Consider the following 25,758-nt stretch of genomic DNA (forward strand, 5'->3'; position numbering starts at 1 on the left):
CCCGAACAGAGGAACGACCGTGCATAACGTCGTCATCAGCGGCACCGGCCTGTACACCCCGGCCAACAGCATCTCCAACGAAGAGCTGGTGGAGTCCTTCAACGCCTACGTGCAGCAGTTCAACCGCGACAACGCCGCCGCCATCGAGCGCGGTGAGGTCCAGGCCCTGGCTGAGTCCAGCGCCGCCTTCATTGAAAAAGCCTCGGGGATCAAAAGCCGCTTCGTCATGGACAAGGACGGCATCCTCGATCCGCAGCGCATGAAGCCGCGCCTGCCGGAGCGCTCCAACGACGAACCGTCGATCCTCTGCCAGATGGCCGTGGCCGCCGCCGAACAGGCCCTGCAACGCGCAGGCCGCACGGCTGCGGACGTCGATGCGGTCATCGTTGCCTGTTCCAACCTGCAGCGCCCGTACCCGGCCATTGCCATCGAAGTGCAACAGGCCCTGGGCATCAACGGCTTTGGTTTCGACATGAACGTGGCCTGCTCGTCGGCCACCTTCGGCATCCAGACCGCCTGCAACAGCGTGCAACTGAGCCAGGCCCGCGCGGTACTGGTGATCAGCCCGGAAATCTGTACCGGCCACCTGAACTTCCGTGACCGCGACAGCCATTTCATCTTTGGTGATGCGGCCACCGCCGTCTTGGTCGAACGCGCCGACCTGGCGACCTCCAAGCATCAGTTCGACATTGTCAGCACCAAGCTGCTGACCCAGTTCTCGAACAACATCCGCAACAACTTTGGCTTCCTCAACCGCGCGGGCGAAGAGGGCATCGGCGCCCCCGACAAGCTGTTCGTCCAGGAAGGCCGCAAGGTGTTCCGCGAGGTCTGCCCGATGGTTGCCGAGCTGATCGGCCAGCACCTGACCGATAACAACCTCAACGTCAGCGACGTCAAGCGCTTCTGGCTGCACCAGGCCAACCTGAGCATGAACCACTTGATCGTCAAGAAACTGCTCGGCCGTGATGCCCTGGAAGAAGAGGCACCGGTGATCCTCGACAGCTATGCCAACACCAGTTCGGCAGGCTCGGTGATCGCCTTGCACAAGCATCAGGATGACCTGCCACAGGGCGCGCTGGGCGTGCTCAGCTCGTTCGGCGCCGGTTATTCGATTGGTAGCGTGATCCTGCGCAAGCGCTGAGCTTCAGTTAAGGGCGAAGTGTCCCACCGTGCTGGTGCACTTCGCTGATGGCGTTGGCTGTAACAAATCCGCCTAATCGGACTCTACCCGCAGAACGATGGATGGATGGCGATGACTGGCGAACAACAAGCCCGCTTGCTGGAGAGGTTGCTCAAGGGTGAGCAACAAGCGTTCAAGGAACTGGTCGACACCTATCAGGGCGCCATGCGCGCAGTCGCCTACGCGATTGTCGGCAGCCGGCACGCCGATGAGGCGGTACAGGATGCCTGGCTGGCGGTGGTGCGTAACCTCAAGGGCTTCGAGCAGCGTTCGAGCCTCAAGACCTGGCTGCTCACCATTACCGCCAACGCGGCCAAGACCCGCTACAAGCAGAATCGCCGCGAAGTGCTGCTCGATGACCTGCCTGGCCCTCATGGCACGGTCGGCGACGAGCGCTTCGCCACCGACGGGCACTGGCTGCACGGGCCCTCGGCCTGGCACGAAGACACGCCAGAGGCCATGCTCAGCCGTGAGCAGTTGCGCGAATGCCTTGAACATACTTTGCTGAGCCTGTCGGAACTGCAACGCAGTGTGCTGGTGTTGCGCGAGCGGCAGGGCCTGGAGCTTGAGCAGATCTGTAATCTTCTCGAGATTTCCCTCTCCAATGTCCGCGTGCTGCTGCACCGGGCGCGCCTCAAGGTCTTTGCGACCCTGGAACATTTCGAGGAAACCGGCCAATGCTGAGCTGCAAGCAACTCGTCGCCCGCTCAAGCGACTACCTGGATGAACAACTGACCCTGGGCGAGCGCCTGATGGTGCGTCAGCACCTGTTGTTCTGTCGCCACTGCCGGCGCTTTCTCAAGCAGATGCGCGTGGCCCAGGCGACGGTACGGGCCTTGCCGGAGGCGCCGGTGGTCGACAGCGATGCCCTGGCCGAGCGTCTGGCCCGGGAGCTGAAAAACTCCTGAATCACGCTTGGAAGGCTCTGCAACGGAGCTTTCCGGCTTATTTCATTTCGAAGTAAAAAAGTTCCCTTGTCACAAAACATTTATCTAAAAGCCACTGATCTGACATAAGCCCCCGCCAAGATTCCTCCCCAGCACAAGTGGCTTGAGCCGCGTGTTTTTCCAACATTATCAAGACCATAAAGTAGGGGAGCTTCTTCGATGATCCGTAAGCACTTCGCAGGTTTCGCAGCCAGCGCCTTGGCCATGGCCGTTACCGCCCAGGCTTTCGCGGGTACCGTGACCACCGACGGCGCCGATATCGTAGTCAAGACCAAGGGTGGCCTCGAGGTCGCTACCACCGACAAAGAGTTCAGCTTCAAGCTGGGCGGTCGGATTCAGGCCGACTACAGCCGTTTCGACGGTTTCTACACCAACAACGGCAACACCGCTGACGCCGGTTACTTCCGCCGCGCCTACCTGGAACTGGGCGGCGTGATGTACAAGGACTGGGCCTACCAGATCGCTTACGACTTCTCGCACAACTCCGGCGGTGACAACCGTTCCGAAGACGGTTACTTCGATGAAGCCTCGCTGGCCTACAACGGCTTCAGCCCGGTATCGATCAAGTTCGGTCGTTTCGACCCTGAGTTCGGCCTGGAAAAAGCCACCAGCTCCAAGTGGGTAACCGCTCAGGAACGTACCGCTGCCTACGACCTGGTCGACTGGACCAACGCCCACAACGGCGGCCTGGGCCTGCAGGTTTCGGGTAACGCCGGTGACTCGCTGTATGGCTCGGTCGGTGCCTTCGCCAAGGACGCCACCAACCAGGACAAGGACGGCGACAGCACCAAGCAGTTCAACCTGCGTGGCGTCTTCGCACCGATGCACGAAGCCGGCAACGTCCTGCACTTGGGTATCAACTATGCCCAGCGCGACCTCTCCGACACCGCGTTCGACGGCCGTATCCGCAGCCGCCTGGGCATGCGCGGCGTCAGCACCGACGGCGGCCAGGATGCCGGTACCAACGGCAACCGCCTGACCCTGGGCGGCCGCAACAACACCCCGGCCGGTGCCTATGACACCGACAAGGCCTGGGGGCTGGAAGCGGCCTGGGCCATGGGCCCGTTCTCGGTTCAGGGCGAATACGTCAAGCGTGACGTCCAGGCCGACAGCGCCGCGTTCTCCGACATCAAGGCTGACGGCTACTACGGTCAGCTGGCCTACACCATCACCGGTGAAGCCCGTGGCTACAAGCTCGGCAAGTTCGACAGCATCAAACCCTCGAACAAGCAGATCGGTGCCTGGGAAGTGTTCTACCGCTATGACCACCTGAGCGTCGATGACGACAATGGCGCGTTCGCCAACGTCAGCGATATCGAAGGCAAGGTGCATAACGTTGGTCTGAACTGGTACGCCAACGAGTCGATCAAGCTCAGCGGGGTGTACGTCAAAGCCAAGGTCGACAATGCCGAGAACGCTGTCGGCGACGACAGCGGCGACGGTTTCGTCATGCGCGCGCAGTACGTGTTCTAAGCAATACCGCTCCTCATCCGTTAGATCTTCAGCCCCGCTTGTGCGGGGCTTTTTTTCGTCTGCGCGACGAGGCAGACTGCGTCAATGCCCAAGCTCATCTTGCAACACCTTGCCGAACTCACGCCTGCCACCTGGGATGCCCTGGTGCCACAGGAGCAGCCGTTTTTGCGCCACGCGTTTCTGTCCAGCCTGGAGGACAGCGGCAGCGTCAGCCGCCACACCGGTTGGAGCCCGGCGCATCAGTTGCTCACCGACAGTGCCGGCCAACTGCGCGCGGCCTTGCCGGCCTATGTGAAGACCCACTCATTCGGCGAGTACGTGTTCGACCACGGTTGGGCCGATGCCTGCGAGCGGGCGGGGATTGCCTATTATCCCAAGCTGCTCTGCGCCGTGCCGTTCTCGCCGGTGACCGGCCCGCGCTTGCTGGGCGACCCGCATGCGGCGGCCGAGCTGGTCGATCAACTGACGGACGAACTGTTTGCACAGGGGATGTCCGGCGCGCATATCAACTTCACCGATGAGCGCGCCGATGCGCTGATGCGCGAGCGTGAAGGCTGGATGGAACGCCTGGGTTGCCAGTTTCATTGGCGTAACCAGGGCTACCGCGACTTCCAGGATTTTCTCGACACCTTGAGTTCACGCAAGCGCAAGCAGATGCGCAAGGAGCGTGAGCAGGTCGTGGGGCACGGCATCGAGTTTCATTGGTTTCGCGGTGATGAACTGAGCGAGGCCCAGTGGGATTTCGTTTTTGCCTGTTATGCCAATACCTATGCCGTACGCCGTCGTGCACCTTATCTGACCCGAGCGTTTTTCAGTCTGCTGGCTGAGCGCATGCCCGCAGCGATTCGTGTGGTCATGGCCCGTCAGGGCGGCCGCGATGTCGCCATGGCCTTCAGCCTGGTCGGTGGCGACAGCCTGTATGGCCGTTATTGGGGCTGCCTGGATGCGTTCGACCGGCTGCACTTCGAGACCTGTTTCTACCAGGGCATGGACCTGGCGATTGCCGAAGGCCTGCAGCGTTTCGATGCCGGGGCGCAAGGTGAGCACAAGCTGATTCGCGGTTTTGAGCCGGTGATCACCCGTTCCTGGCATTACCTGCTGCACCCCGGCTTGCGCCGGGCGGTGGAGGAGTTCCTGCAGCAGGAGCGGGCGGGGGTGTTGGCGTATGCCGAGGAGGCGCGTTTAGCGTTGCCTTATCGGCAAGGCTGAGGGCTTCATCGCGGGGCAAGCCCGCTCCCACTGTGGGAGCGGGCTTGACCCGCGATGAGGTTACTGTCAGTCGATCCCGACAAACCCCCCGGTCTGGTGATGCCACAAGCGCGCATACAAGCCTTGATGCGCCAGCAACTCCGCGTGGCTACCCATCTCGGCGATCCGGCCTTTCTCCAGGACCACCAGACGATCCATGCGGGCGATGGTCGACAGCCGGTGGGCAATGGCGATCACGGTCTTGCCCTGCATCAGGGTTTCCAGGCTTTCCTGGATCGCCGCTTCAACTTCCGAGTCCAGTGCTGAAGTCGCCTCGTCCATGATCAGGATCGGCGCATTCTTGAGCAGCACCCGGGCAATGGCGATGCGCTGGCGCTGGCCGCCGGAGAGCTTGACCCCGCGTTCACCCACATGCGCATCGAAGCCGGTGCGGCCCTGGGCATCGGACAGTTGCGGAATGAACTCGTCGGCCCGGGCCCGGCGTACCGCTTCCCACAGCTCTTCTTCGGTGGCGTCGGGGCGGCCATACAGCAGGTTTTCGCGAATCGAGCGGTGCAATAGCGAGGTGTCCTGGGTGATCATGCCGATCTGCGCGCGCAGGCTGGCCTGGGTCACCTGGGCGATGTCCTGGCCATCGATGAGGATGCGCCCGCTTTCCAGGTCGTACAGGCGTAGCAGCAGGTTGACCAGGGTTGACTTGCCCGCGCCGGACGGGCCGATCAGGCCGATCTTCTCGCCCGGGCGGATGTCCAGGTTCAGGCCGTCGATGATGCGGCTGCCCTTGCCGTAGTGAAAACTGACGTTGTCGAACTTCACCCCGCCGCGATCGACCTTGAGCGTAGGTGCGCTCGGCGAGTCGGTGACGCTCACCGGCTGGGCGATGGTCTGCAGGCCATCCTGGACCATGCCGATGTTCTCGAAGATGCCGTTGACCACCCACATGATCCAGCCGGACATGTTGACGATGCGGATCACCAGGCCGGTGGCCAGGGCGATGGCACCGACCGTGATCAGCGACTGGGTCCATAGCCACAGCGCCAGGCCCGTGGTGCTGACGATCAGCAGGCCGTTGAGGCTGGTGATGACCACGTCCATGCTGGTGACCACGCGGGCGGCCAACTGGGTTTTTTCGGTCTGCTCGCTGATCGCTTCACGAGCGTATTGCTGCTCGAAGTCGGTGTGGGCGAAGAGTTTCAGGGTAGCGATGTTGGTGTAGCCATCGACGATGCGGCCCATGAGCTTGGAGCGGGCATCGGAGGAGATCACGGCTCGGGCCTTGACCCGTGGCACGAAGTAGCAGAGTGCGCCGATGTAGCAGGCGATCCAGGTCATCAGCGGCAACATCAGCCGCCAGTCGGCCTCGGCAAACAGCACCAGCGAGCTGATCGCATAGATCAGTACGTGCCACAGCGCGTCCACCGCCTGCACCGCCGAGTCGCGCAGCGAGTTGCCGGTCTGCATGATGCGCTGGGCGATGCGTCCGGCAAAATCGCTCTGGAAGAAGTTCAGGCTCTGCTTGAGCACGAAGGTATGGTTCTGCCAGCGGATCATGCTGGTCATCCCCGGGCTGATGGTCTGGTGTACGAGAAGGTCGTGCAGGCCGAGAAACACCGGGCGCAGAATCAGCGCCACTACCAGCATCCACAGCAGTTCGGCAGCGTGATCGCTGAAGAAATCAAGCGAAGGGGTGCCTTGAGCCAGGTCGATGATCCGGCTCAAGTAACTGAAAAGGGCCACTTCGATCAATGCGCCGATGAATCCGATCACCAGCAGCGCGGCAAAACTTGGCCACACCTGGCGCAGGTAGTACACATAGAACGGCCATACCGTGGTGGGCGGCGCCGCAGTAGGCGCCTCACGGAAGATGTCGATGAGCTTTTCGAAGCGGCGAAACAGCATGAAAACGGTAACTCCTGTTCAGTTCGACCCGCAGGCCTGGTTCACGTCCCTGTGAAGCCCTGGGTCAGTCGATACGCTTGGCCGACTTGATGAACACCGGGTCGACCGGTACATCGCGCATGCCTTTGTTGACGGTGGTCGGCGAGTTGACGATCTGGTCGACCACATCCATCCCTTTGACGACCTTGCCGAACACTGCGTAACCGGCGTCACGGCCCGGGTCGAGGAAGGCGTTGTCGGCAACGTTGATGAAGAACTGGCTGGTGGCCGAGTTGGGGTTGGAGGTGCGTGCCATCGACAACGTGCCACGGACGTTTTGCAGGCCATTGCTGGCTTCGTTGCGAATCGGCGCCTTGGTGTCTTTTTGCACCATCTGCTCAGTGAAACCACCACCCTGGACCATGAAACCCGGGATCACCCGGTGGAAGATGGTGTTGTTGTAGAAACCGCTGTCCACGTATTGCAGGAAGTTCTTGCTGCTGATCGGCGCCTTGGTTTCGTTCAGTTCGATTTCGATCTGACCGAAGCTGGTTTCCAGCATTACATGAGGCGCTTTTTCAGCGGCCATCAGGCTGGTGGCGAAGACGACCGAGCAGGTGGCGAGCAGGAGTTTTTTCAGCATGGGCTCAATGATCCTTGAGAGGTGGTGGACGCGGCCAGGAACTGCAGCAGCGTCTGATTGAAGAGGTCAGGTTGGTCCAGGGGCGTAGCGTGCCGGGAATCTTCGATCACCGCCAGCCGTGCGTGTGGAATCAGGGCCACGTAGCGCTCTTTAAGTTGTACCGGGGTGTAATCCTGGTCGGCGCTGATGACCAGGGTAGGACAGCGAATCTGCCCCAGGCGTTCCGCCACGCCCCAGCCGACGATGGCGTCGAAACTGGCCAGGTACGCACGCTTGTCGTTCCTGGCCCAGCGCTCGGCCATCTTGCGCCGCAAGTCGGCCTGCTGTGGCTTGGGGAACAGCCGTTCGGCCAGGCCCTTGCCGATGGTTTCAAGGCTCAGCAGCCGCGCCAGGGCCCAGCGCTTGGCCCACCAGATCCAGTCGCTGCGGCTGCGGCGCTTGACCTCCGGGGCGCTGTTGACGATGCACAGGCTGCGCAGCCACTCGGGGTGATCGACGGCAAACTGAAAGCCGACCATGCCGCCCATGGACAGGCCGACCAGGTGCACCGGGCCGGTCTGCAGTTGCTCGAGCAGGGCTAGAAGGTCGGCGCTGAAGCTGGCGATGCTGTAGCGCTCGCGGGGCTTGTCGGAGCGGCCGTGGCCGCGGATGTCCATGAGGATCACCCGGTACTGGCGGGCAAGCGTCGGCACCTGCATTTCCCAGTCCTGGCAACTGGAACCCAGGCCGTGCAGCAGCACCAGCGGCTCGCCCTGGCCGTATTCCTCGTAGTGCAGCGAGCAACCTTCATGTTCGAAGTAGGCCATCGGCGTGATTCCTGTCAGGCTTGGGCGGGCGCGGCGAAGGGCACATCCAGCGGTGCGGTGTCGAAGTTGCGCAGCAATTCGACGAGGATCTGCGTCGCCGGGCCCAGGGGTTTGTCCTTGTTCGAGTAAAGGTAGAACAGTGGGTGGCGACTGCCACCCTGATCCAGTGGCAAAGGCTTGAGCAGGCCTTCGCGCAGCTCGCGTTCGATCAGGTGGCGGGGCAACCAGGCAAAGCCCAGGCCGCTGCTGACGAAGGTCGCGGCGGTGGCCAGGCTGCCGACCGTCCAGCGCTGTTCGGCGCCCAGCCAGCCGACGTCACGTGGCTGCGCGCGGCCGGAGTCGCGGATCACCACCTGCAACTGGCTTTCCAGGTCCTGGAAGCTCAGTTCCCGACCCAGGCGGTGCAGGCTGTGTTCGGGGTGGGCAACGGCAACGAACTCGACCGAACTGAGCTCCGTGCCCAGGTAGCCGGAAATATTGAAGCCGCTGATGGCAAGGTCGGCGACGCCTTCGTGCAGGACTTCCTCGACCCCGGACAGCACCTCTTCACGCAGGCGCACCCGGCAGCCACGGCTTTGCGGCATGAACGCACTCAAGGCGCGGACCAGGCGGGCGTTGGGGTAGGCGGCATCGACCACCAGGCGCACTTCGGCTTCCCAGCCCTGTTCCATATGGTGGGCCAGGTCTTCGAGCTGGCTGGCCTGCTTGACCAGTTGCCGCGAGCGGCGCAGCAGCACGTTGCCGGCCTCGGTCAGCACGGCCTTGCGCCCGTCGATGCGCAGCAGCGGCACGCCGAGTTGGTCCTGCATGCGCGCCACGGTGTAGCTCACCGAGGATTGCGAGCGGTGCAGGGCCTCGGCGGCTTGGGCAAAGCCACCATGATCGACCACCGCCTGCAGGGTCCGCCACTGGTCCAGGGTTACGCGCGGCGCTTTCATCTTCGGCTCCTGTTGTCCTAAGCTGGCGCTCTTTCATGGAGAGCGTCGTATGAAGAAATATTGTGCTGTATTGCTGGCCCTGCTTCCGCTCACGGCCCTGGCCTATCCCATCGACGTGGAAAAGGACATCGACGGCGTCAAGGTCGACTACACCACCTACGACACCGACCGTGACATTGGCTCGATCACCCTGAACAACTATGGTGACGTTGCCGCGCAGTGCAAGGTGTCCTTTCGCAACGGTCCGGAAGCGCCACGGGTGCGCCGCGTACTGGTGCCGGCGAAAAAAAGCGTCGATGCCACGGCCAAGTTCAACCGGGAAATCATCAAGCTGCGTATCGCCTTGAGCTGCAAACCGGAATAAAACAATTTAACTGATAGGTTGGACCCAGTTTTTACGCTTTTTTATCGATAGGTCAATCATTAATCTTGCCTCCATCGACTTACCGAACTCGCCGATGGAGGCAAGCCCCATGTCCCGTGTACTCGTCATCGAAAGCAGCGCCCGCCAGCAGGACTCGATCTCCCGGCAACTGACCCGTGACTTCGTCAGCCAGTGGCAAGCCGCCCACCCGGCCGACCAGGTCACCCTGCGCGACCTGGCCGTCAACCCGGTGCCGCACCTGGATGGCAACCTGCTCGGTGGCTGGATGAAGCCCGAAGCCCAGCGCAATGCCGATGAGCTGCAGGCCCTGACCCGCTCCAACGAGTTGACCGATGAAGTGCTGGCGGCCGACGTGCTGGTCCTGGCCGCACCGATGTACAACTTCACCATTCCCAGCACCCTTAAAGCCTGGCTGGACCATGTACTGCGTGCCGGCATCACCTTCAAGTACACCGAAACCGGGCCGCAGGGCCTGCTGACCGGCAAGCGCGCCTACATCCTCACCGCCCGTGGTGGTATCCATGCCGGTGCCAGCAGCGATCATCAGGAACCTTACCTGCGCCAGGTCATGGCCTTTATCGGTATCCATGACGTGACCTTCATCCACGCAGAAGGCCTGAACATGGGCGGCGATTTCCACGAGAAGGGCCTGAACCAGGCCAAGGCGCAGCTCGCTGCGGTGGCATGAGCCGGCAATGAATTTTCCCGCCTGACACCTGTTGCTCCTTTGGGTGTGCCTGCCCGGTCACTGCCTTGTGCAGGACCGGGCTTTTTTATTTCGCGATTGCATGCAAGCACTGTGGGAGCTGGCCTTGCCAGCGATACGGCCCGCAGGGCCTTCGACTATTGCCGGGTTTGCCGCTAACCGCTAAGGTCGCCGCCTCCACAGCAAGGGGCACACATGGGCTATTTATTGATTGTCGCGTTGATCCAGGCGTTTTCCTTCAGCCTGATCGGCGAGTACCTGGCCGGCCATGTCGACAGCTACTTCGCCGTGCTGGCGCGGGTGCTGCTGGCCGGGCTGGTGTTCCTGCCGCTGACTCGCTGGCGCCAGGTCGAACCGCGCTTCATGCGTTCGATGCTGCTGATCGGTGCGCTGCAATACGGCATCACCTATGTCTGCCTGTACCTGAGCTTTCGCGTGCTGACAGTGCCGGAGGTGCTGCTGTTCACCATTCTCACGCCCTTGCACGTGACCCTGATCGAAGATGCCCTGAACCGGCGTTTCAACCCCTGGGCGCTGGTGGCGGCGCTGGTGGCGGTTGCCGGTGCGGCGGTGATTCGCTTTGACCGCATCAGCCCGGACTTCTTCATGGGCTTTTTGCTCCTGCAACTGGCCAACTTCACCTATGCCGCCGGGCAGGTACTGTACCGCCACCTGATCGCGCGCAACCCCAGCGACCTGCCGCACTACCGGCGGTTCGGCTATTTCTACCTGGGCGCCTTGTTGGTGGTGCTGCCGGCGTTCCTGCTGTTCGGTAACACCCAGCACCTGCCGAGCACCGACGTGCAATGGCTGGTGCTGCTGTTTCTGGGCCTGTGCCCGACGGCGCTGGGTTTGTACTGGTGGAACAAGGGCGCCTGCCTGGTTTCAGGCGGCACCCTGGCGGTGATGAACAACCTGCATGTACCGGTCGGCTTGCTGCTCAACCTGCTGATCTGGAACCAGCACGAGCCGCTGGGCCGGTTGTTCATCGGCGGGGCGGTGATCCTGGCGTCGCTATGGTTCAGTCGTCTCGGCACTCAGCGCCCGCTGCTGGCTGGGCAAGGTCGAGGGTAACAGGCCGGCGCGCAGGTCGTTGCCGCTGGGTTGCTGGTACAGGCTCAGGCCGAACTCCGGCAACACCGCCAGCAGGTAATCGAAGATGTCGCCCTGGATGCGTTCGTACTCGGCCCACGCCGTGGTGCGGGTGAAGCAGTAGATTTCCAGCGGCACGCCCTGGGCGGTGGTCTGCATCTGGCGGACCATGCAGGTCATGTTCGGCTGGATGTCCGGGTGGCTTTTCAGATAAGCCAGGGCGTAGGCGCGGAAGGTGCCGACGTTGGTCAGCCGGCGGCGATTGGCCGACAGCTCGGCCACCGGGCCCTGGGCCTCGTTCCAGCTGTGCAGTTCGTTGCGCTTGCGGGCGATGTAGTCGGTCAGCAGGCGCACCTCGGACAGGCGCTGCTCTTCGGCGCTGGTCAGAAAACGCACGCCGCCGGCATCGATGAACAAGCTGCGCTTGATCCGCCGCCCGCCCGATTGCTGCATGCCGCGCCAGTTCTTGAACGACTCGGACATCAAGCGCCAGGTGGGAATGGAAACAATCGTCTTGTCGAAGTTCTGCACCTTGACCGTGTGCAGGGTGATGTCCACCACATCGCCATCGGCGCCGACCTGGGGCATCTCGATCCAGTCGCCGACCCGCAGCATGTCGTTGCTGGTCAGTTGCACGCTGGCGACGAACGACAGCAGGGTGTCCTTGTAGACCAACAGGATGACGGCCGACATCGCACCCAGACCTGAGAGCAGCAACAGCGGCGAGCGGTCGATCAGGGTGGCGACGATGACGATGGCGCCGAACACGAACAGGACCATCTTGGCCAACTGCACGTAACCTTTGATCGAGCGGGTACGGGCGTGCTCGGTGCGGGCGTAGATGTCCAGCAGGGCGTCGAGCAGGGCGCTCAGGGCCAGGGTCAGGAACAGGATGGTGAAGGCCAGGGCAACGTTGCCGAGGAAATGCTGGCTGGTGGCGCTGAGCTCCGGCACCAGCTTGAGGCCAAACTGCACCACCAGCGACGGGGTGGTCTGGGCCAGGCGCTGGAACACCTTGTTCTCGCGCAGGTCGTTGACCCAGTGCAGGGCCGGCTGGCGACCGAGCAGGCGGGCGGCGTGCAGCACCAGGAAACGCGCTACCCGGCCCAGCACCAGGGCAACCGCCAGCAGGACGCCAAGGCCGATACCGGCGTGCAGCACCGGGTGTTGATCGAGGGTGCCCCAGAGGTCCAGGGTGTTTTGCCACAGCTGTTGAATGTCCATAACGGTGTCGTAGAGGGTCCGCAAGTCGAAAACAAGGCCATTAGAGCGCGTATTGGCAAGAAGTTGCCAAAAGAAATTCGGCTCCGACGCCGGAAAACGTTACCCTATGCAACTGAATTTTTTGCACATGCCCGAGGTACACCCGTGTTTTCCCAATTCGCCCTGCACGAACGCCTGCTCAAAGCCGTGGCCGAGCTGAAATTTGTCGAGCCGACGCCGGTGCAGGCAGCGGCCATCCCATTGGCGTTGCAAGGGCGTGACCTGCGGGTGACGGCGCAAACCGGTAGCGGCAAGACTGCGGCCTTCGTCCTGCCGATGCTCAACCGCCTGGTTGACCTCAAGCAAAAACGTGTCGAAATTCGCGCCCTGGTGCTGCTGCCGACCCGCGAGCTGGCGCAGCAGACCCTCAAGGAAGTCGAGCGTTTCTCCCAGTTCACCTTCATCAAGGCCGGCCTGATCACCGGCGGTGAAGACTTCAAGGAACAGGCAGCGATGCTGCGCAAGGTGCCGGACGTGCTGATCGGCACCCCGGGTCGCCTGCTCGAGCAGCTCAATGCCGGCAACCTGCACCTGGAGCATGTCCAGGTCATCGTGCTCGATGAAGCCGACCGCATGCTCGACATGGGCTTTGCCGAAGACGTCGAGCGCCTGTGCAACGAATGCCCGAACCGTGAACAGACCATGCTGTTCTCCGCCACCACCGGCGGTGCCGGCCTGCGCGACATGATCGGCAAAGTGCTGAAAACCCCTGAACACCTGATGCTCAACAGCGTCAGCCAGCTGGCCGAAGGCACCCGCCAGCAGATCATCACCGCCGACCATAACCAGCACAAAGAACAGATCGTGCAGTGGCTGCTGCAGAACGAGACCTACGACAAGGCGATCATCTTCACCAACACCCGGGTGATGGCCGACCGCATCTACGGGCACCTGGTGGCCAAGGACTACAAGGCGTTCGTGCTGCACGGCGACAAGGACCAGAAGGACCGCAAGCTGGCGATCGAGCGCCTGAAGCAGGGCGGCGCCAAGATCCTCGTTGCCACCGACGTCGCCGCCCGCGGCCTGGACGTCGACGGCCTGGACCTGGTGATCAACTTCGACATGCCACGCAGTGGCGACGAGTACGTGCACCGCATCGGCCGTACCGGCCGTGCCGGTAACGAAGGCCTGGCGGTATCGCTGATCTGCCACGGCGACTGGAACCTGATGTCGAGCATCGAGCGCTACCTGAAGCAGAGCTTCGAGCGTCGGGTGATCAAGGAAGTCAAAGGTACGTACACCGGGCCGAAGAAGGTCAAGGCCTCGGGCAAGGCGGCCGGTGTGAAGAAGAAAAAAGCTGACAAGAAAGGCGACAAGAAGGTCGTAGCCAAGCGCAAGCCGACCGCCAAGCCGAAGCCTAACGCCCCGCTGGCCAGCGCCGATGGCCTGGCACCGCTCAAGCGCCGCAAGCCGACGCCGACTGCGGAGTAAGCGCCGGCCTCATCGCCGGCAAAACCGGCTCCCACAGGTTCTTTGCCGTCCTTGTGGGAGCTGGCTTGCCAGCGATAGCTTCACCCCAATCTCAAGTCTTCTTCTCAGCGGCCTTCAGTTCCTGCATCCGCTTGTCGATCAGCTGACACTTGTCCGGCAAGTCCTTGCTGGCGGTGCCCAGCTCCATTTTCTGCAACTCGTCGTTGATCTCCTTGGCCTTCTGCGGGTTTTGCTCGGTGAGCTTGCTCACTTCCTTGGCCAGTTCTTCGCGCTTGGCCGTCGCTTCCTCCAGCGTGCACGCCCAACTGGGTAGGGCCAGCATCAGGCTAGCGGCAGCGGCAATGTTCAACAGGGTCTTCATCGGCAGGCTCCTGTGCAATCAAGGTGAAGTCCTGCGGTTGAGCCCGGCCGGGCGGCGAAAGTTCAGTCGAACCGCAGCCGCGCGCACCGGTCACAATCTTATAAACCCCTGATTGAGGCTATGCCAATGACCACCTATGACTGGGACCTGATCGAACGCCTGTTGCACGAAGCGCAGAACAGCGCCGGGCACAGTTTTACCCCCAGGCCCTACGCCGAGCAGCATGCGGCCCAGCTGGCGGCCGAGGGTGCGGCCCCTGGCGATCTCGATCATCTGAAAACCAAGGCATGTGAGTACGAAAAGCTGCTGTTCGAGCGCGGTTATTTTGCGTCACGCCCGGAAGACGAGGGCGGCAACGGCGAGAACTTCATCCTCACCGAACGCGGCTCGCGGCTGTTGAGCCTGCTGGACAGCAGCATTCCGGGCAACGCTCACCCGCGTCAGGTACTGGATGAACAGGACGATCCCCTGGACGAAACGACCTTCGATCAATTGGCCTCCAGGGCGCAGATTGCCTGAAGCAGGCAACACAAGGCTGGCATTGAGCGGCCGCTGCCGCTGATAATCGGCGATGGATCCACTTCTGCCGAGAACCTGCCATGTCGATGCCTGATTCCGGGGGCGCCCGATGAGCGTCAGCCGCCGCAATACCGATGCCTTTGCCCTGCAAGTGATGCTGGTACTGTGCCTGATCTGGGGTATCCAGCAGGTCATGATCAAGTGGGCCGCGCCGGATATCGCCCCGGTCATGCAACAGGCCATGCGCTCGGGCATGGCAGCGGTGCTGGTCGGCCTGCTGATGTGCTTTCGCGGCGGCTGGGATCAGGTAGCCAGCACCTGGCGTGGCGGTCTGCTGGCCGGTGCGCTGTTCGGCCTGGAGTTTCTGTTCATCGCCGAAGGCCTGAAGCTGACCTCGGCGGCGCACATGTCGGTATTCCTTTACACCGCACCGGTGTTCACTGCCCTGGGCCTGCATTTCATGCTGCCGAGCGAGCGGCTGCGGCCCTTGCAGTGGCTGGGCATCCTGTTGGCGTTTGGCGGCATTGCCTTTGCTTTTGCAGGTGGTATCTCGTTGGCGCAGTTGGACGGGCGCATGTTGCTCGGTGATGCCTTCGGTGTGCTGGCGGGCCTGGCCTGGGGCGCAACCACCGTGGTGGTGCGTGCTTCGCGGTTGTCTGAAGCCCCGGCGACTCTGACGCTGTTCTATCAATTGGCGGTCGGTTTCGTCGGCTTGCTGCTGATAGCCGTCGCCAGTGGTCAGGTTACCCACGTGCAGTTCACCCCGCTATCGATCGGCAGCCTGCTGTTCCAGGGCCTGATCGTGTCGTTCTTCAGCTACCTGACCTGGTTCTGGCTGCTGCGCCGCTACCTGGCCTCGAACCTGGCGGTGTTCTCCTTTATTACCCCGTTGTTCGGGGTGACCTTCGGGGTGCTGCTGCTCGGCGAGCCGCTGAGCCTGAACTTCGTCCTCGGGGCGATCATGGTGCTGCTCGGGGTGACCCTGGTCAGCGCTGAGCAGTGGGTGCGCCGACGCCTGCGCAGCCTGCTCGGCTAGCCTGCGCGCGCAACAGCAGCATGCCTGCGAGTAACAGGCCGCTGGCCGCGATGACCAGCGCGGCTTGCAGGCTGCCGGCAAACTGATTGCTCAGCGCCGCCAGCAACGGCCCGCTGAGCTGGCCGAGGGCAAAGCAGGCGGTCAGCAACCCGGCATTGCGTTGGCTTGCCTGCGGCGCCAGCTCCCGCGAGCGTTGCATTACCAGTTGCATACAGGCCAGGAACGGGCCGCCACAGAGGACCACCCCGAGCGCCAGGCCCAGGCCGTTGCCCAGCAGACAAGCGAACACGCCGGCGGCCTGCAGCCACAGGGTTGCGATCAGCCAGTGTGAGGTACTGCCCATGCCCGGGCGGCGCAGGCTGACCAGCACCACGCCCAGCGCTGCCGCCAGGCCGAAGCCGGGCCAGAACAGATCAGCCAGCCAGTGCCCGTGAAAGCGCGCGCTGGCCATCTGCGACATGAAGGTCGCGGGGATGATGTAACCGATACCGTACAGCGCATACACCCCGCCCAAACGGCCCATCCCTTGTGCGGCGGGCTGGGCGAGCGCCGGGCTGCCAGCAGGCATGTCTGGCTGCGGACGTGGCAGCGCTGGCAGCACGACCAGCAGCATCAGCAGCGCAACCGCCGCGTAGATCAGCCACAAAGGTGCCGAACCCAGGCCCTTGAGGTTGGCGACCAGCGCCAGCATGCCGGTAAGCAAAATTCCCACGCCAGGCCCGGCAAATACCAGGGCGCCCAGCCGTGGCCGGTTGCTGGCCGCCGCCACTTGCTGGCTGAGGCTGGTGAGCATGACCAGCACCCAGGCGCTGGCCACGCCGGTGCCAAAGCGCAGCAGCAGGTGGGCCCAGAAGCCGCTGGCCCAGAACGACGCCAGGGTCAGCACTACACACAGCCACAGCCCTGCGTGCAGGCGCGCGCTGACCTGGCCCGGGCGGCGGGCGAACATGGCGTCCAGCGCACCGAGGAAATACCCCAGGTAGTTGGCGGCGGCGATCAGGCCGGCGGCGGTCAGGCTGATCTGGCCTTCGCTGATCAGGTGCGGCAACTGCGGGGTCAGGGCGAAGCGGCCAATGCCCATGGCCATCATCAGGGCAACGGCACAGGCGAGAAGGCGGGCAAGTGGCGACATGGCGGCGATTCCTGCACAGGCGTGGATGACCGTCAGGCTAAAGCCGGTTGACTTTCAATAAAATTGAATAATGATGAGGAACTTATTCTGTTTTGGAGAATGGCTCATGGAGCTCAGCCAGTTGCGGATTTTTCAGGCGGTGGCCGAGGAGGGCTCGGTGACCCGCGCTGCCGAGCGCCTGCACCGGGTACCGTCGAACCTGTCGACCCGCCTGCGCCAGCTCGAAGAGCAACTGGGCGTCGAGCTGTTCCGCCGTGAACGCCAGCGTTTGCAGCTATCACCGGCGGGCAAGGTGCTGCTCGATTACGCTGGGCGCATGCTTGCCCTGCATGATGAAGCTTTTGCCGCCGTGCAGGGCGGGCAACCCGCCGGGGAGTTCGTCCTCGGCTCGATGTACAGCACTGCGGCGATTCACCTGCCGGAGCTGCTGGCCCGGTACCACAGCGCTTATCCGGCGGTGAACCTGCAGGTGCAGGCGGCGCCCAGCGGCGAGTTGCTCGAAGGCTTGCTCAGTGGCCGCCTGGACGCGGCATTGGTTGATGGACCGCTAGCCCTGGCCGGGCTCGATGGGGTACCGCTGTGCGATGAAACCCTGGTGCTGATCACCGAGCCCGGCCATGCGCCAGTGCGCAGTGCCCGCGATGTCGCCGGGCGGGCGGTGTTCACCTTTCGTCAGGGTTGTTCCTACCGGATGCGCCTGGAAGCCTGGTATGCCCATGATCATGCGGCCATGGGCCGGGCCATGGAGATAGAGTCATATCCAAGCATGCTCGCCTGCGTAATCGCCGGAGCAGGGGTGGCGCTGATGGCCCAGTCGATGCTCGACAGCCTGCCGGGCAGGGAGCGGGTGGCGGTGCATCGCCTGCAGGCGCCGTTCGGCCAGGCCACCACCTGGCTGATGTGGCGCAAGGGCATGCGCGGGGCGAACCTGAGTGCCTGGATCGATTTGCAACAAGGGGAAACAGTTGCACAGGCGCCGGGGCTGGCGGTCAGTGCTTGAGGGAGATCAAACTTGGCTTTGGTCGTATGTTTTCAACATGCGCAATGTAAGACATCGGGCTATGATCTGTATGAAGCATCGCAGGATTTGTTCGCCGTGCAGGCTGACCCGTAAGGGGGAGTTATGAGAAACCATCTGTTCAACTGGCTCCACGACCTGGCCGCTGCCTTGGGCCTGATCCCGCCACCGCTACAGCCGGTGCCGATTCCAACCGACGAAGAACAGCGCAAGCGCCAGCCACGTCGCTAAAACACGTCGGCCGCCGCATCATTGCTGATGCGACGGCCGTGCTGCATCTGCAGGTCAGGCCAGGTTGACGGCGCCTACCGGGCGGCGCGACATCAGGCTGACGAGCACAAAACTCACCAGGCCGATCGCCAGGCTGTAGTAGATCGGCGTGTTGGCATCCATCCCGTCCTTGATCATGAACGCCAGAGCGGTGACGAAGCCCAGGCTCATACTGGTGATCGCCGCTGCGGTGGTGGCGCGTTTCCAGTAGATGGCACCGATCAGCGGAATCAGCATGCCGCCCACCAGCAGGTTATAAGCCAGGGTCAGCGCGCTGATGACATCGGTCACCACCAGGGCGATACCCAGCACGGCAATACCGGTCAGCAGGGTGAACAGGCGGTTGATGCCCAGGCTCGACTGCTTGCCGCCACGCAGTTTCGGCAGCAGGTCTTCGGTCAGTACCGTGGACGCTGCCAGCAGGCCGGCACTGGCGGTCGACATCATCGCCGCCAGCGCAGCAGCAATCACCAGGCCGCGGATGCCGTCAGGCAGGGCGGATTTGACGATTGCGGCAAAGGCGTTGTTGGCGTTGTCCAGATCCGGCAGGAGGATATGCGCCGCCATGCCGATCACTGCGCACACCAGGCCGTAGATCACGCAATAAACCCCAGCGGTGGTGCCAGCGTACTTGGCGACCTTCTCGTCACGGGCGGTGAACACTCGTTGCCAGATATCCTGGCCGATCAGGATGCCGAAGAAGTAGATCAGGAAGTAGGTGATGATGGTGTCCCAGCCGATGGTGGTCAGGCTGAAGTTGCTGGCGGGCAGCTTGGCCACCAGTTGATCCCAGCCACCGACCTTGTACAGGCAGATGGGCAGCAGGACGAACATCAGGCCGACGGTCTTGATCACGAACTGGACAATGTCGGTCAGGGTCAGCGACCACATGCCGCCGATGGTCGAGTACACCACTACCACGCCACCACCGAGCAGCACCGCGCCCCAGAACGGCAGGTCGAACAGCACTTGCAGGACGGTGCCGATGGCCAGGGTCGAGGTCACCGCGATCATTAGCGCGTAAGCGAGCATGATCACTGCGCTGGCCTGGCGGGCCATGGGGTTGTAGCGTTTTTCCAGCACCTGGGTGACGGTGAAGATCTTCAGGCGCAGCAGTGGTTTGGCCAGGAACAGGTTCAGGGCAATGATGCCCAGGCCCAGTGCGGCGCACAGCCAGAAGCCGGAAATCCCGTGTACATAGCCAAGGCGTACGGTACCGACGGTCGAAGCGCCGCCCAGGACCGTGGCGGCCATGGTGCCCATGTACAGGCTTGGGCCCAGGTTGCGCCCGGCCACCAGGTAATCTTCATGGGTTTTTGCCCGGCGCATGCCGAACCAGCCAAGCGCGAGCATGCCGGCCGCGTAGATCAGAACAACGAATATGTCCAAGGCCATGGGTGTCTCCAATTATCTTTATTATGGTGAGATCGACCCCGGCGCCAGGCAAGCCTGGCGCCGGGTCATTCGTCTACTCAGTGGGCCGTCGTTGCGGCCCGACTGTCATGGCTCCTGCCCTGTTGCAACTCCTGGTGTGCAACCGTTAGCGGCGAGCCACGCCCGGCAGTGCACAGAGCATTTCGTACAGCAGGTTGGCACCGAGCAACGAGGTGTTGCCGGTGGTGTCGTAAGGTGGCGAGACTTCCACCAGGTCGCAGCCGATCAGGTCCAGGCCCTGGCAACCGCGGATGATTTCCATCGCCTGGATCGTGGTCAGGCCGCCGATTTCCGGGGTGCCGGTACCGGGCGCCCAGGCCGGGTCGATACCGTCGATGTCAAAGCTCAGGTACACCGGGCCGCCGCCGACTTTCTCGCGCACTTCGGCCATCAACGGCGCCAGCGACTGGTGCCAGCACTCTTCGGCCTGAACCACACGAAAGCCCTGCTTGCGGCTCCAGTTGAAGTCTTCGGCGGTATAGCCCTGAGCGCGCAGGCCGATCTGCACCACACGGTCGCAGTCCAGCAGGCCTTCTTCGACGGCGCGGCGGAAAGTGGTGCCGTGGGCGATTTTCTCGCCGAACATGTGATCATTGACGTCGGCGTGGGCATCGATGTGCACCAGCCCGACCTTGCCGTGCTTCTTGTGGATCGCCCGCAGGATTGGCAGGGTGATGGTGTGGTCACCGCCCATGGTCATGGGGATGACGTTGTGTTCGAGGATTTCGTCGTAGGCTTCTTCAATTATTCGCACGGCGTCGAGCAGGTTGAAGGTGTTGATCGCCACGTCACCGATATCGGCAACCGACAACGAATCGAAGGGCGCAGCGCCAGTGGCCATGTTGTACGGGCGGATCATCACCGATTCGGCGCGGATCTGCCGTGGGCCGAAGCGGGTGCCGGAGCGCAGCGAGGTGCCGATGTCCAGGGGGATGCCGATGAACGCGGCATCCAGGCCTTCGGCGCTTTGCAGGTGAGGGAGACGGAGCATGGTGGCGATGCCGCCGAAGCGCGGCATTTCGTTGCCGCCCAGTGGTTGGTGCAGAATCTTGTCCACGGTCGGGCCTCATCGATTCGATTGTTCTAGTTGTTGGAACCTGTCTGGCTGGCCCGGGGCAACCCCTGAAATGCCGGCAAGCAGGTGCATTGCGGCAGAGTCTGCAAAAGGTAGTGGATGAAAAGAATCGCTACAGGCAAATACTTAGTTCAGGTTTTTCTGAACTAATGCCAGTGTTGGGGTTAGAATCCGGCCATCTGTCACTCAGCGGACCGCGATCAGATGGCCTCTGCCTTGCCTGACCTGAAACTCCTGCGCATCTTTGTCAGCGTCGTGCGTCATCAGGGTTTCGCCAATGCCCAGCGCGAGCTGAACCTGTCGACCTCGGCGATCAGTACCTACATGAGCCAGCTGGAGGCGGCGCTGGGCATCGTCCTCTGCCATCGCGGCCGCGGTGGTTTCAGCCTGACCAGCAAGGGCGAACTGTTCCACCAGGAGACTTTGCGCCTGCTGGCGGAAATGGACGGCTTCGAGCAGTACGCGGCGGCGCTCAAGGGCGAATTGCGCGGCACCCTCAACCTGGGCGTGATCGACTCCACGGTGGGTGATCGGGCCTTGCCCCTGGCCGAAGCCATTGGCGCCTACAGCCAGGAACACCCGGCGGTGCACTTGCACCTCTCGGTATCGAGCCCCTACGAGCTGCAACTGGGGGTACAGGACAACCGCCTGGACCTGGCCATCGGCGCCTTTTCCACGCGCATGAGCGGCCTGGTGTATCAGCCGTTGTACCGTGAGCAGCACTGGCTGTATTGCAGCAACCGCCACCCGCTGTTCAACGAGCGGCGCATTCCCGAGCAGGTGATCACCCAGCAGCGCATGGTCGGTCGCGGCTACTGGAGCCAGGCAGAGCTTGCCCGCCACGGTTTCAAGCACAGCGCGGCGACCGTGGAAAGTATGGAGGCGCAGCTGATTCTGGTGTTGTCGGGCGCCTATATCGGCTACCTGCCGGAGCACTACGCCCAGGCCTGGGCCGATAAGGGCGATTTGCGGGTACTATCGCCGGCGACCTTCGGCTATCAGGCGCCGTTCTCCATGATCATTCGCCGTGGCCGCAGCCGCGAACCCTTGATTCAGACCTTCCGCGATCTGCTCAAGGCGCAACTCACGTCTGCCTGAACGAAACAGTCACTGAAAAATTTAGTCACTGCTGCAAAAAATCCTGAAAGTATCGGCCGCAACCCCGTAATTGCTCTGCTAAACCTGTATTGGCTTGATGAAATTTCCCATCATTTCCTTTGCAGGGATCGCCCAGATGCGCATGAATTTGCCCGTCACTGAGCATGAAAGAACCTTTCCGAGCGAACAACGGCTGATTTCCACCACCGACCTCAACAGCCGTATCACCTATTGCAACGATGCCTTTGTCGCCATCAGCGGTTTTACCTACGAGGAATTACTCGGTCAGCCACACAATCTGGTGCGTCATCCGGACATGCCACCTGCAGTGTTCGGCCACATGTGGGACACCATCAAACAGGGCAAACCCTGGATGGGGGTGGTGAAAAATCGCTCGAAGAATGGCGATTTTTATTGGGTCAGTGCCTACGTCACGGCGATTTACGAGAACGGCCGGATCAGCGGCTACGAGTCGGTGCGTTCGGTACCGAGCCGCGAGCAGATCCGCCGCGCGACAAGTCTGTATGCGCGGTTGCGCCAGGGGCGAAGCCCGGTACCGCTGGCGGCGCGACTTGGCGCTAGCCTGGAACATGGCTGGCCACTGGTGGCGGCGGGTGTGCTTTCGGCGATCAGCTACCTGTGGCTACCGCAGTACGCTGCGCTGGGCGTATTGATGGCCAGTTTGCTCAGCGCCTGGTACCTGATCGAGGCACGCCAGAACCGGGTGATCCGCCGTACCCTGGGCGAGCACCCGAAAGCCTTCACCAGCCCTCTGGTGGCCCTGACCTATAGCGACAACAGCGGCCTGCAGGGCCAGTTGGACCTGGCAATCCTCAGTGAAGAAGCGCGCTTGCAAACGGCACTGACCCGGCTGGTGGATGCTGGCGTGGGGGTGAAGGCGCGTGCCGCGCAGTCGTCCGATTTGTCTGGCGCCCAGGCGCAGATGCTCGACCGCCAGCGCAGCGAAACCGACCAGTCGGCCACGGCCATCGCGCAAATGGCGGCGACCATCCAGGAAGTGACCCACAATGTGCAGAACACCGCCACCGCCGCTTCTGACGCCGACCACCTGGCTCAGCAGGGCAGTGACCTGGCGCAGCAGAGCCTGCGCGCCATGGGCAGCATGGCCGAGGCGGTCAGCGACATCGGTCAGGCGGTCAATGCCCTGGCCGACCAGACCCAGTCGATCGGCAGCGTGGTCGATGTCATCACCTCGATTGCCGAGCAGACCAACCTGCTGGCGCTCAATGCCGCCATTGAAGCGGCGCGGGCCGGCGAGCAGGGCAGGGGCTTCGCCGTGGTCGCTGACGAAGTGCGTTCGTTGGCTCAGCGTACCCGCACCTCGACCGAGGAGATCCACCAGATCATCGCCTCGTTGCGCGCCGGCGCCGAGCGGGCGGTCTCCAGTGCCAGCAAAGGCGAGCAGATTTCTCGCGACAGTGTGCACAGCGTCGAGGCGGTGCAGTCGGCGCTGGTGGGCATCACCCAGGCGGTCAGCCGCATCACCGGTATGAGTCAGCAGATGGCCACCGCCTCGGAACAGCAGAGCCATGTCGCCGAGGACATCAACCAACAGATCACCCGCATCGCCCAGCTCTGCGATCACAGCGCCGGGCAGGCCAAGCAGGGCGCCGAGATCAGCCAGGACCTCGAACGCATGGCCGATTACCTGTACAGCCTGGCTGAACGTTTCAACCGCTGACGCTTTGCGTCTCTCCCACAGGGAAGTGGGCTTTTTTCGGGGCTGCTGTGGCACACTTTGCCCGCTCAGGAGAACCCGATGTCCAGAATCCACTGCGAGCGCTGTTTGCGCCCACAAGCTCATTGTCTTTGTCCGTTGATCCCGTCCCTGGGCAGCCGCACCCGCGTGCTGTTGCTGCAGCATCCCAGTGAAGTGCGCCATGCCCTCAATACCGCCAAGCTGGCGGCGCTTGGCTTGCGTAATGCGCAGTTGCGGGTGGGGGAAGTGTTCGAGGACCTGCCTGAGCTGCTTGAGGCGCCGGGGTATCGCAGTGCGTTGTTGTTTCCGGGGGATGAGGCGTTGCCGCTGGAGGCTTATGCCGACGGCCAGGATGATCGCCCGTGGCAGTTGGTGGTGCCGGATGGCACCTGGCGCAAGGCGAGCAAGTTGCTGCATTTGAATCCGTTGCTGGGCGGATTGCCGCGGGTGACCCTGGCGCAAGTGCTGCCGTCGCGTTATCGCCTGCGCAAGGCACCGCAGCCGGGCGCGTTGTCGACCCTGGAGGCGGTGGTGCAGGCATTGAACGTGTTGGAGGCGCCGCAGGGTTTCGATGCGTTGTTAAAGCCGTTCGAGGCGCTGATCGAGGGGCAGATCGCGGCGATGGGGCGCGAGACGTACGAGCGTAATCATTTGCGCTGACCTGTTGCGAGTGCTTCGCGCTCGATCGCTGGCAAGGCCAGCTCCCACAAGACCGGTAGACACACTCACTGTGGGAGCCGGCCTTGCCGGCGATGAGCTGCACTCAGCAGTTCCCGAACGCCTCAGCGTTCGCGCATCGCCTCGGTCTGTGCCTTGAGCACCGGCTTGAGCAGGTAGTCGAGCACGCTCTTGTGCCCGGTGATGATGTCCACCGTGGCCGTCATGCCCGGGATGATCAGCAGCGGTTTGTTGTCACCGCCCAGATGGTTGCGGTCAGTACGTACCTGGATCAGGTAAAAGGCATTGCCCTTGTCATCGGTGACGGTATCGGCGCTGATCAGCTCGAGCTTGGCCTTGAGGCCGCCATAAATGGTGTAGTCATAGGCGCTGAACTTGACCATCGCCGATTGCCCGGGGTGCAGGAAGGCAACATCTTGTGGGCGTACCTTGGCCTCGATCAGCAGGTTGTCTTCCAGCGGCACGATTTCCAGCAGGTCGCTGCCGGGCTGGACCACGCCGCCGATGGTGTTGACCTTGAGCAGCTTGATGATCCCGTGTACTGGCGAAACCACCGTGGTGCGGGTCACCCGGTCGTCGATGGCGATGCTCGAGGCAGTGATCTTCGACAGGTCGGTGCGTTTTTCGTTGAGCTCCTTGGCGGCCTCCGAGCGAAACCCGGCTTCAGACTCTTCGATCTTGCTCTTGATTTCGGCCACTGCCGCTTCGGCGCGGGGGATCGCCAGGCTGGTGGCGTTGAGCGAGCCGCGGGCTTCCACAGTACTGCGCTTGAGGCGCAGGATCTCTACCGGCGAGATTGCCCCGGTGCCGACCAGGGGCGTGGACATGTTCAGCTCTTGCTGCAGCAGCGCCAGGGCCGAGCGGTACTGCTCGACCTTGGAGCGGAACTCGGCCAGTTCCTGGGTTTTCTGCCGCAGTTGTTCGTTGAGGGTCTGCTTCTCGCTGTTCAGGCGGCGCTGGCGCGACTGATACAACGCCAGCTCGTCTTCCGCCACCTGTGGTGCCTTGCTGCGTACCTCTTCGGAGAGCTGGAACGGCCGGCCTTCGGCTTCGGCCGAGAGGCGCTCGACCTGGGCGGTGAGGGCAAAGCGGTCGGCCTCGCTCTCGCCCTTGTTGGACAAAAAGCGCGTGTCGTCCAGGCGCAGCAGGGTATCGCCCTTGTTCACCATCTGCCCTTCGCGCACGAAGATTTCGGTGACGATGCCGCCTTCAAGGTTCTGGATCACCTGGACCTTGCTCGACGGAATGGCTTTGCCTTCGCCCATGGTCACTTCATCGAGCACGGCAAACTTGGCCCAGAGCAGCGCTACCAGCAACAACGCTGCGGCCAGCCATACGGTGATGCGTGACAGGCGCGGCGAATCCTGCAGCGTGGCGCCCGCCACGTCGGGCATGAACTCGCGTTCGGCGGTCTTGCCGAAACTCTGGAAGTAACTGCGCAGGCCTTGGCTTACGGACATGGATGG

At 62.7% G+C, this 25,758-nt stretch carries 25 protein-coding genes and 2 pseudogenes; 17 read left to right on the top strand and 10 right to left on the bottom strand.

Going from position 1 to position 25,758, the window contains the following annotated elements; genetic code table 11:
• Window positions 1-19 precede the first annotated feature (19 nt).
• The 5 genes from BV82_RS07485 to BV82_RS07505 all read left to right on the top strand — a co-directional run bounded on the left by BV82_RS07485 (window position 20) and on the right by BV82_RS07505 (window position 4,809).
• Window positions 20-1,141 carry a beta-ketoacyl-ACP synthase III gene (locus tag BV82_RS07485; protein WP_036994218.1) on the top strand — a complete coding sequence of 374 codons (1,122 nt, stop codon included), beginning with the start codon at window positions 20-22 and terminating at the stop codon, window positions 1,139-1,141.
• Between the two features lie 111 nt (window positions 1,142-1,252).
• Window positions 1,253-1,864: an RNA polymerase sigma factor gene (locus tag BV82_RS07490; RefSeq protein WP_010223074.1), complete on the top strand. Its 612-nt coding sequence runs from the start codon at window positions 1,253-1,255 to the stop codon at window positions 1,862-1,864.
• The gene (locus tag BV82_RS07495; protein WP_010223073.1) at window positions 1,858-2,088 is read left to right on the top strand and encodes an anti-sigma factor family protein; all 231 of its coding nucleotides are present in this window, start codon (window positions 1,858-1,860) and stop codon (window positions 2,086-2,088) included. The genes BV82_RS07490 and BV82_RS07495 overlap by 7 nt, the downstream gene beginning before the upstream one ends.
• Window positions 2,089-2,286: 198 nt before the next feature.
• A complete protein-coding gene (locus BV82_RS07500; protein WP_010223072.1) occupies window positions 2,287-3,600 on the top strand; it encodes an OprO/OprP family phosphate-selective porin in 1,314 nt (437 codons plus the stop codon).
• An 84-nt stretch (window positions 3,601-3,684) separates the two neighbouring features.
• Window positions 3,685-4,809, top strand: coding sequence for a GNAT family N-acetyltransferase (locus BV82_RS07505; protein WP_036994220.1), 1,125 nt, complete (start codon window positions 3,685-3,687; stop codon window positions 4,807-4,809).
• 66 nt (window positions 4,810-4,875) lie between these two features.
• Here the strand turns inward: BV82_RS07505 and BV82_RS07510 are convergent, their stop codons facing one another.
• The 4 genes from BV82_RS07510 to BV82_RS07525 all read right to left on the bottom strand — a co-directional run bounded on the left by BV82_RS07510 (window position 4,876) and on the right by BV82_RS07525 (window position 9,074).
• Complete coding sequence (locus tag BV82_RS07510; protein ID WP_036994221.1) at window positions 4,876-6,708, bottom strand: ABC transporter ATP-binding protein; 1,833 nt, start codon at window positions 6,706-6,708, stop codon at window positions 4,876-4,878.
• A 64-nt stretch (window positions 6,709-6,772) separates the two neighbouring features.
• Window positions 6,773-7,330, bottom strand: a complete 558-nt coding sequence (locus tag BV82_RS07515) for a peptidylprolyl isomerase A (RefSeq protein ID WP_010223069.1) — start codon at window positions 7,328-7,330, stop codon at window positions 6,773-6,775.
• Window positions 7,324-8,136, bottom strand: a complete 813-nt coding sequence (locus BV82_RS07520; protein WP_010223068.1) for an alpha/beta fold hydrolase — start codon at window positions 8,134-8,136, stop codon at window positions 7,324-7,326. The genes BV82_RS07515 and BV82_RS07520 overlap by 7 nt, the downstream gene beginning before the upstream one ends.
• Before the next feature lie 14 nt (window positions 8,137-8,150).
• Window positions 8,151-9,074 (bottom strand): PA3225 family LysR-type transcriptional regulator, encoded by a 924-nt coding sequence (locus tag BV82_RS07525; protein WP_010223067.1) that lies wholly within the window; start codon window positions 9,072-9,074, stop codon window positions 8,151-8,153.
• Window positions 9,075-9,123: 49 nt separating this feature from the next.
• Between BV82_RS07525 and BV82_RS07530 the strand changes: the two genes are divergently transcribed.
• The 3 genes from BV82_RS07530 to BV82_RS07540 all read left to right on the top strand — a co-directional run bounded on the left by BV82_RS07530 (window position 9,124) and on the right by BV82_RS07540 (window position 11,239).
• Window positions 9,124-9,438 (top strand): hypothetical protein, encoded by a 315-nt coding sequence (locus tag BV82_RS07530; RefSeq protein ID WP_010223066.1) that lies wholly within the window; start codon window positions 9,124-9,126, stop codon window positions 9,436-9,438.
• A gap of 109 nt (window positions 9,439-9,547) precedes the next feature.
• Window positions 9,548-10,147, top strand: a complete 600-nt coding sequence (locus tag BV82_RS07535; RefSeq protein WP_036994222.1) for an FMN-dependent NADH-azoreductase — start codon at window positions 9,548-9,550, stop codon at window positions 10,145-10,147.
• Window positions 10,148-10,360: 213 nt separating this feature from the next.
• Window positions 10,361-11,239 (top strand): carboxylate/amino acid/amine transporter, encoded by an 879-nt coding sequence (locus tag BV82_RS07540; protein WP_010223064.1) that lies wholly within the window; start codon window positions 10,361-10,363, stop codon window positions 11,237-11,239.
• Here the strand turns inward: BV82_RS07540 and BV82_RS07545 are convergent.
• Complete coding sequence (locus BV82_RS07545; protein WP_036994223.1) at window positions 11,180-12,481, bottom strand: mechanosensitive ion channel family protein; 1,302 nt, start codon at window positions 12,479-12,481, stop codon at window positions 11,180-11,182. The genes BV82_RS07540 and BV82_RS07545 overlap by 60 nt on opposite strands.
• A 144-nt stretch (window positions 12,482-12,625) precedes the next feature.
• On the opposite strand from BV82_RS07545, the gene BV82_RS07550 reads away from it, so the two are divergent.
• Window positions 12,626-13,951 carry a DEAD/DEAH box helicase gene (locus BV82_RS07550; RefSeq protein WP_036994224.1) on the top strand — a complete coding sequence of 442 codons (1,326 nt, stop codon included), beginning with the start codon at window positions 12,626-12,628 and terminating at the stop codon, window positions 13,949-13,951.
• A gap of 91 nt (window positions 13,952-14,042) precedes the next feature.
• Here the strand turns inward: BV82_RS07550 and BV82_RS07555 are convergent, their stop codons facing one another.
• Complete coding sequence (locus BV82_RS07555) at window positions 14,043-14,312, bottom strand: hypothetical protein (protein WP_036994226.1); 270 nt, start codon at window positions 14,310-14,312, stop codon at window positions 14,043-14,045.
• Between the two features lie 126 nt (window positions 14,313-14,438).
• Between BV82_RS07555 and BV82_RS07560 the strand changes: the two genes are divergently transcribed.
• A complete protein-coding gene (locus tag BV82_RS07560; RefSeq protein WP_010223061.1) occupies window positions 14,439-14,831 on the top strand; it encodes a hypothetical protein in 393 nt (130 codons plus the stop codon).
• Between the two features lie 109 nt (window positions 14,832-14,940).
• Window positions 14,941-15,867 carry a DMT family transporter gene (locus BV82_RS07565; RefSeq protein ID WP_010223060.1) on the top strand — a complete coding sequence of 309 codons (927 nt, stop codon included), beginning with the start codon at window positions 14,941-14,943 and terminating at the stop codon, window positions 15,865-15,867.
• Here BV82_RS07565 and BV82_RS07570 read toward each other — a convergent pair.
• Window positions 15,818-16,999 (bottom strand): YbfB/YjiJ family MFS transporter, encoded by a 1,182-nt coding sequence (locus BV82_RS07570; protein WP_036994229.1) that lies wholly within the window; start codon window positions 16,997-16,999, stop codon window positions 15,818-15,820. The genes BV82_RS07565 and BV82_RS07570 overlap by 50 nt on opposite strands.
• Before the next feature lie 106 nt (window positions 17,000-17,105).
• Here BV82_RS07570 and ptrR point away from each other — a divergent pair, with 106 nt between their 5' ends.
• A complete protein-coding gene (gene ptrR / locus BV82_RS07575) occupies window positions 17,106-17,999 on the top strand; it encodes a putrescine utilization regulator PtrR (RefSeq protein WP_010223058.1) in 894 nt (297 codons plus the stop codon).
• Window positions 18,000-18,122: 123 nt separating this feature from the next.
• Window positions 18,123-18,248 carry a PA1414 family protein gene (locus BV82_RS26500; protein WP_010223057.1) on the top strand — a complete coding sequence of 42 codons (126 nt, stop codon included), beginning with the start codon at window positions 18,123-18,125 and terminating at the stop codon, window positions 18,246-18,248.
• Between the two features lie 54 nt (window positions 18,249-18,302).
• Here the strand turns inward: BV82_RS26500 and BV82_RS07580 are convergent, their stop codons facing one another.
• A complete protein-coding gene (locus BV82_RS07580; RefSeq protein WP_010223056.1) occupies window positions 18,303-19,682 on the bottom strand; it encodes a sodium:solute symporter family protein in 1,380 nt (459 codons plus the stop codon).
• 145 nt (window positions 19,683-19,827) lie between these two features.
• A complete protein-coding gene (speB, locus tag BV82_RS07585; RefSeq protein WP_036994231.1) occupies window positions 19,828-20,778 on the bottom strand; it encodes an agmatinase in 951 nt (316 codons plus the stop codon).
• A 222-nt stretch (window positions 20,779-21,000) separates the two neighbouring features.
• Here speB and BV82_RS07590 point away from each other — a divergent pair, with 222 nt between their 5' ends.
• From BV82_RS07590 to BV82_RS07600, 4 genes and pseudogenes are all read left to right on the top strand, one after another.
• The gene (locus tag BV82_RS07590) at window positions 21,001-21,894 is read left to right on the top strand and encodes a LysR family transcriptional regulator (protein ID WP_010223054.1); all 894 of its coding nucleotides are present in this window, start codon (window positions 21,001-21,003) and stop codon (window positions 21,892-21,894) included.
• Between the two features lie 142 nt (window positions 21,895-22,036).
• Window positions 22,037-22,342: pseudogene (locus tag BV82_RS26675) on the top strand (PAS domain-containing protein); the annotation flags it as partial.
• Between the two features lie 279 nt (window positions 22,343-22,621).
• A pseudogene (locus BV82_RS26680) lies at window positions 22,622-23,596 on the top strand (methyl-accepting chemotaxis protein); the annotation flags it as partial.
• Between the two features lie 78 nt (window positions 23,597-23,674).
• The gene (locus BV82_RS07600; RefSeq protein WP_010223052.1) at window positions 23,675-24,274 is read left to right on the top strand and encodes a tRNA-uridine aminocarboxypropyltransferase; all 600 of its coding nucleotides are present in this window, start codon (window positions 23,675-23,677) and stop codon (window positions 24,272-24,274) included.
• Between the two features lie 122 nt (window positions 24,275-24,396).
• Here BV82_RS07600 and BV82_RS07605 read toward each other — a convergent pair whose 3' ends face one another.
• Window positions 24,397-25,752, bottom strand: coding sequence for an HlyD family type I secretion periplasmic adaptor subunit (locus tag BV82_RS07605; RefSeq protein WP_010223051.1), 1,356 nt, complete (start codon window positions 25,750-25,752; stop codon window positions 24,397-24,399).
• Between the last annotated feature and the right edge of the window lie 6 nt (window positions 25,753-25,758).

Source organism: Pseudomonas donghuensis, from assembly GCF_000696345.2.
In the GTDB taxonomy this organism is placed as follows: domain Bacteria; phylum Pseudomonadota; class Gammaproteobacteria; order Pseudomonadales; family Pseudomonadaceae; genus Aquipseudomonas; species Aquipseudomonas donghuensis.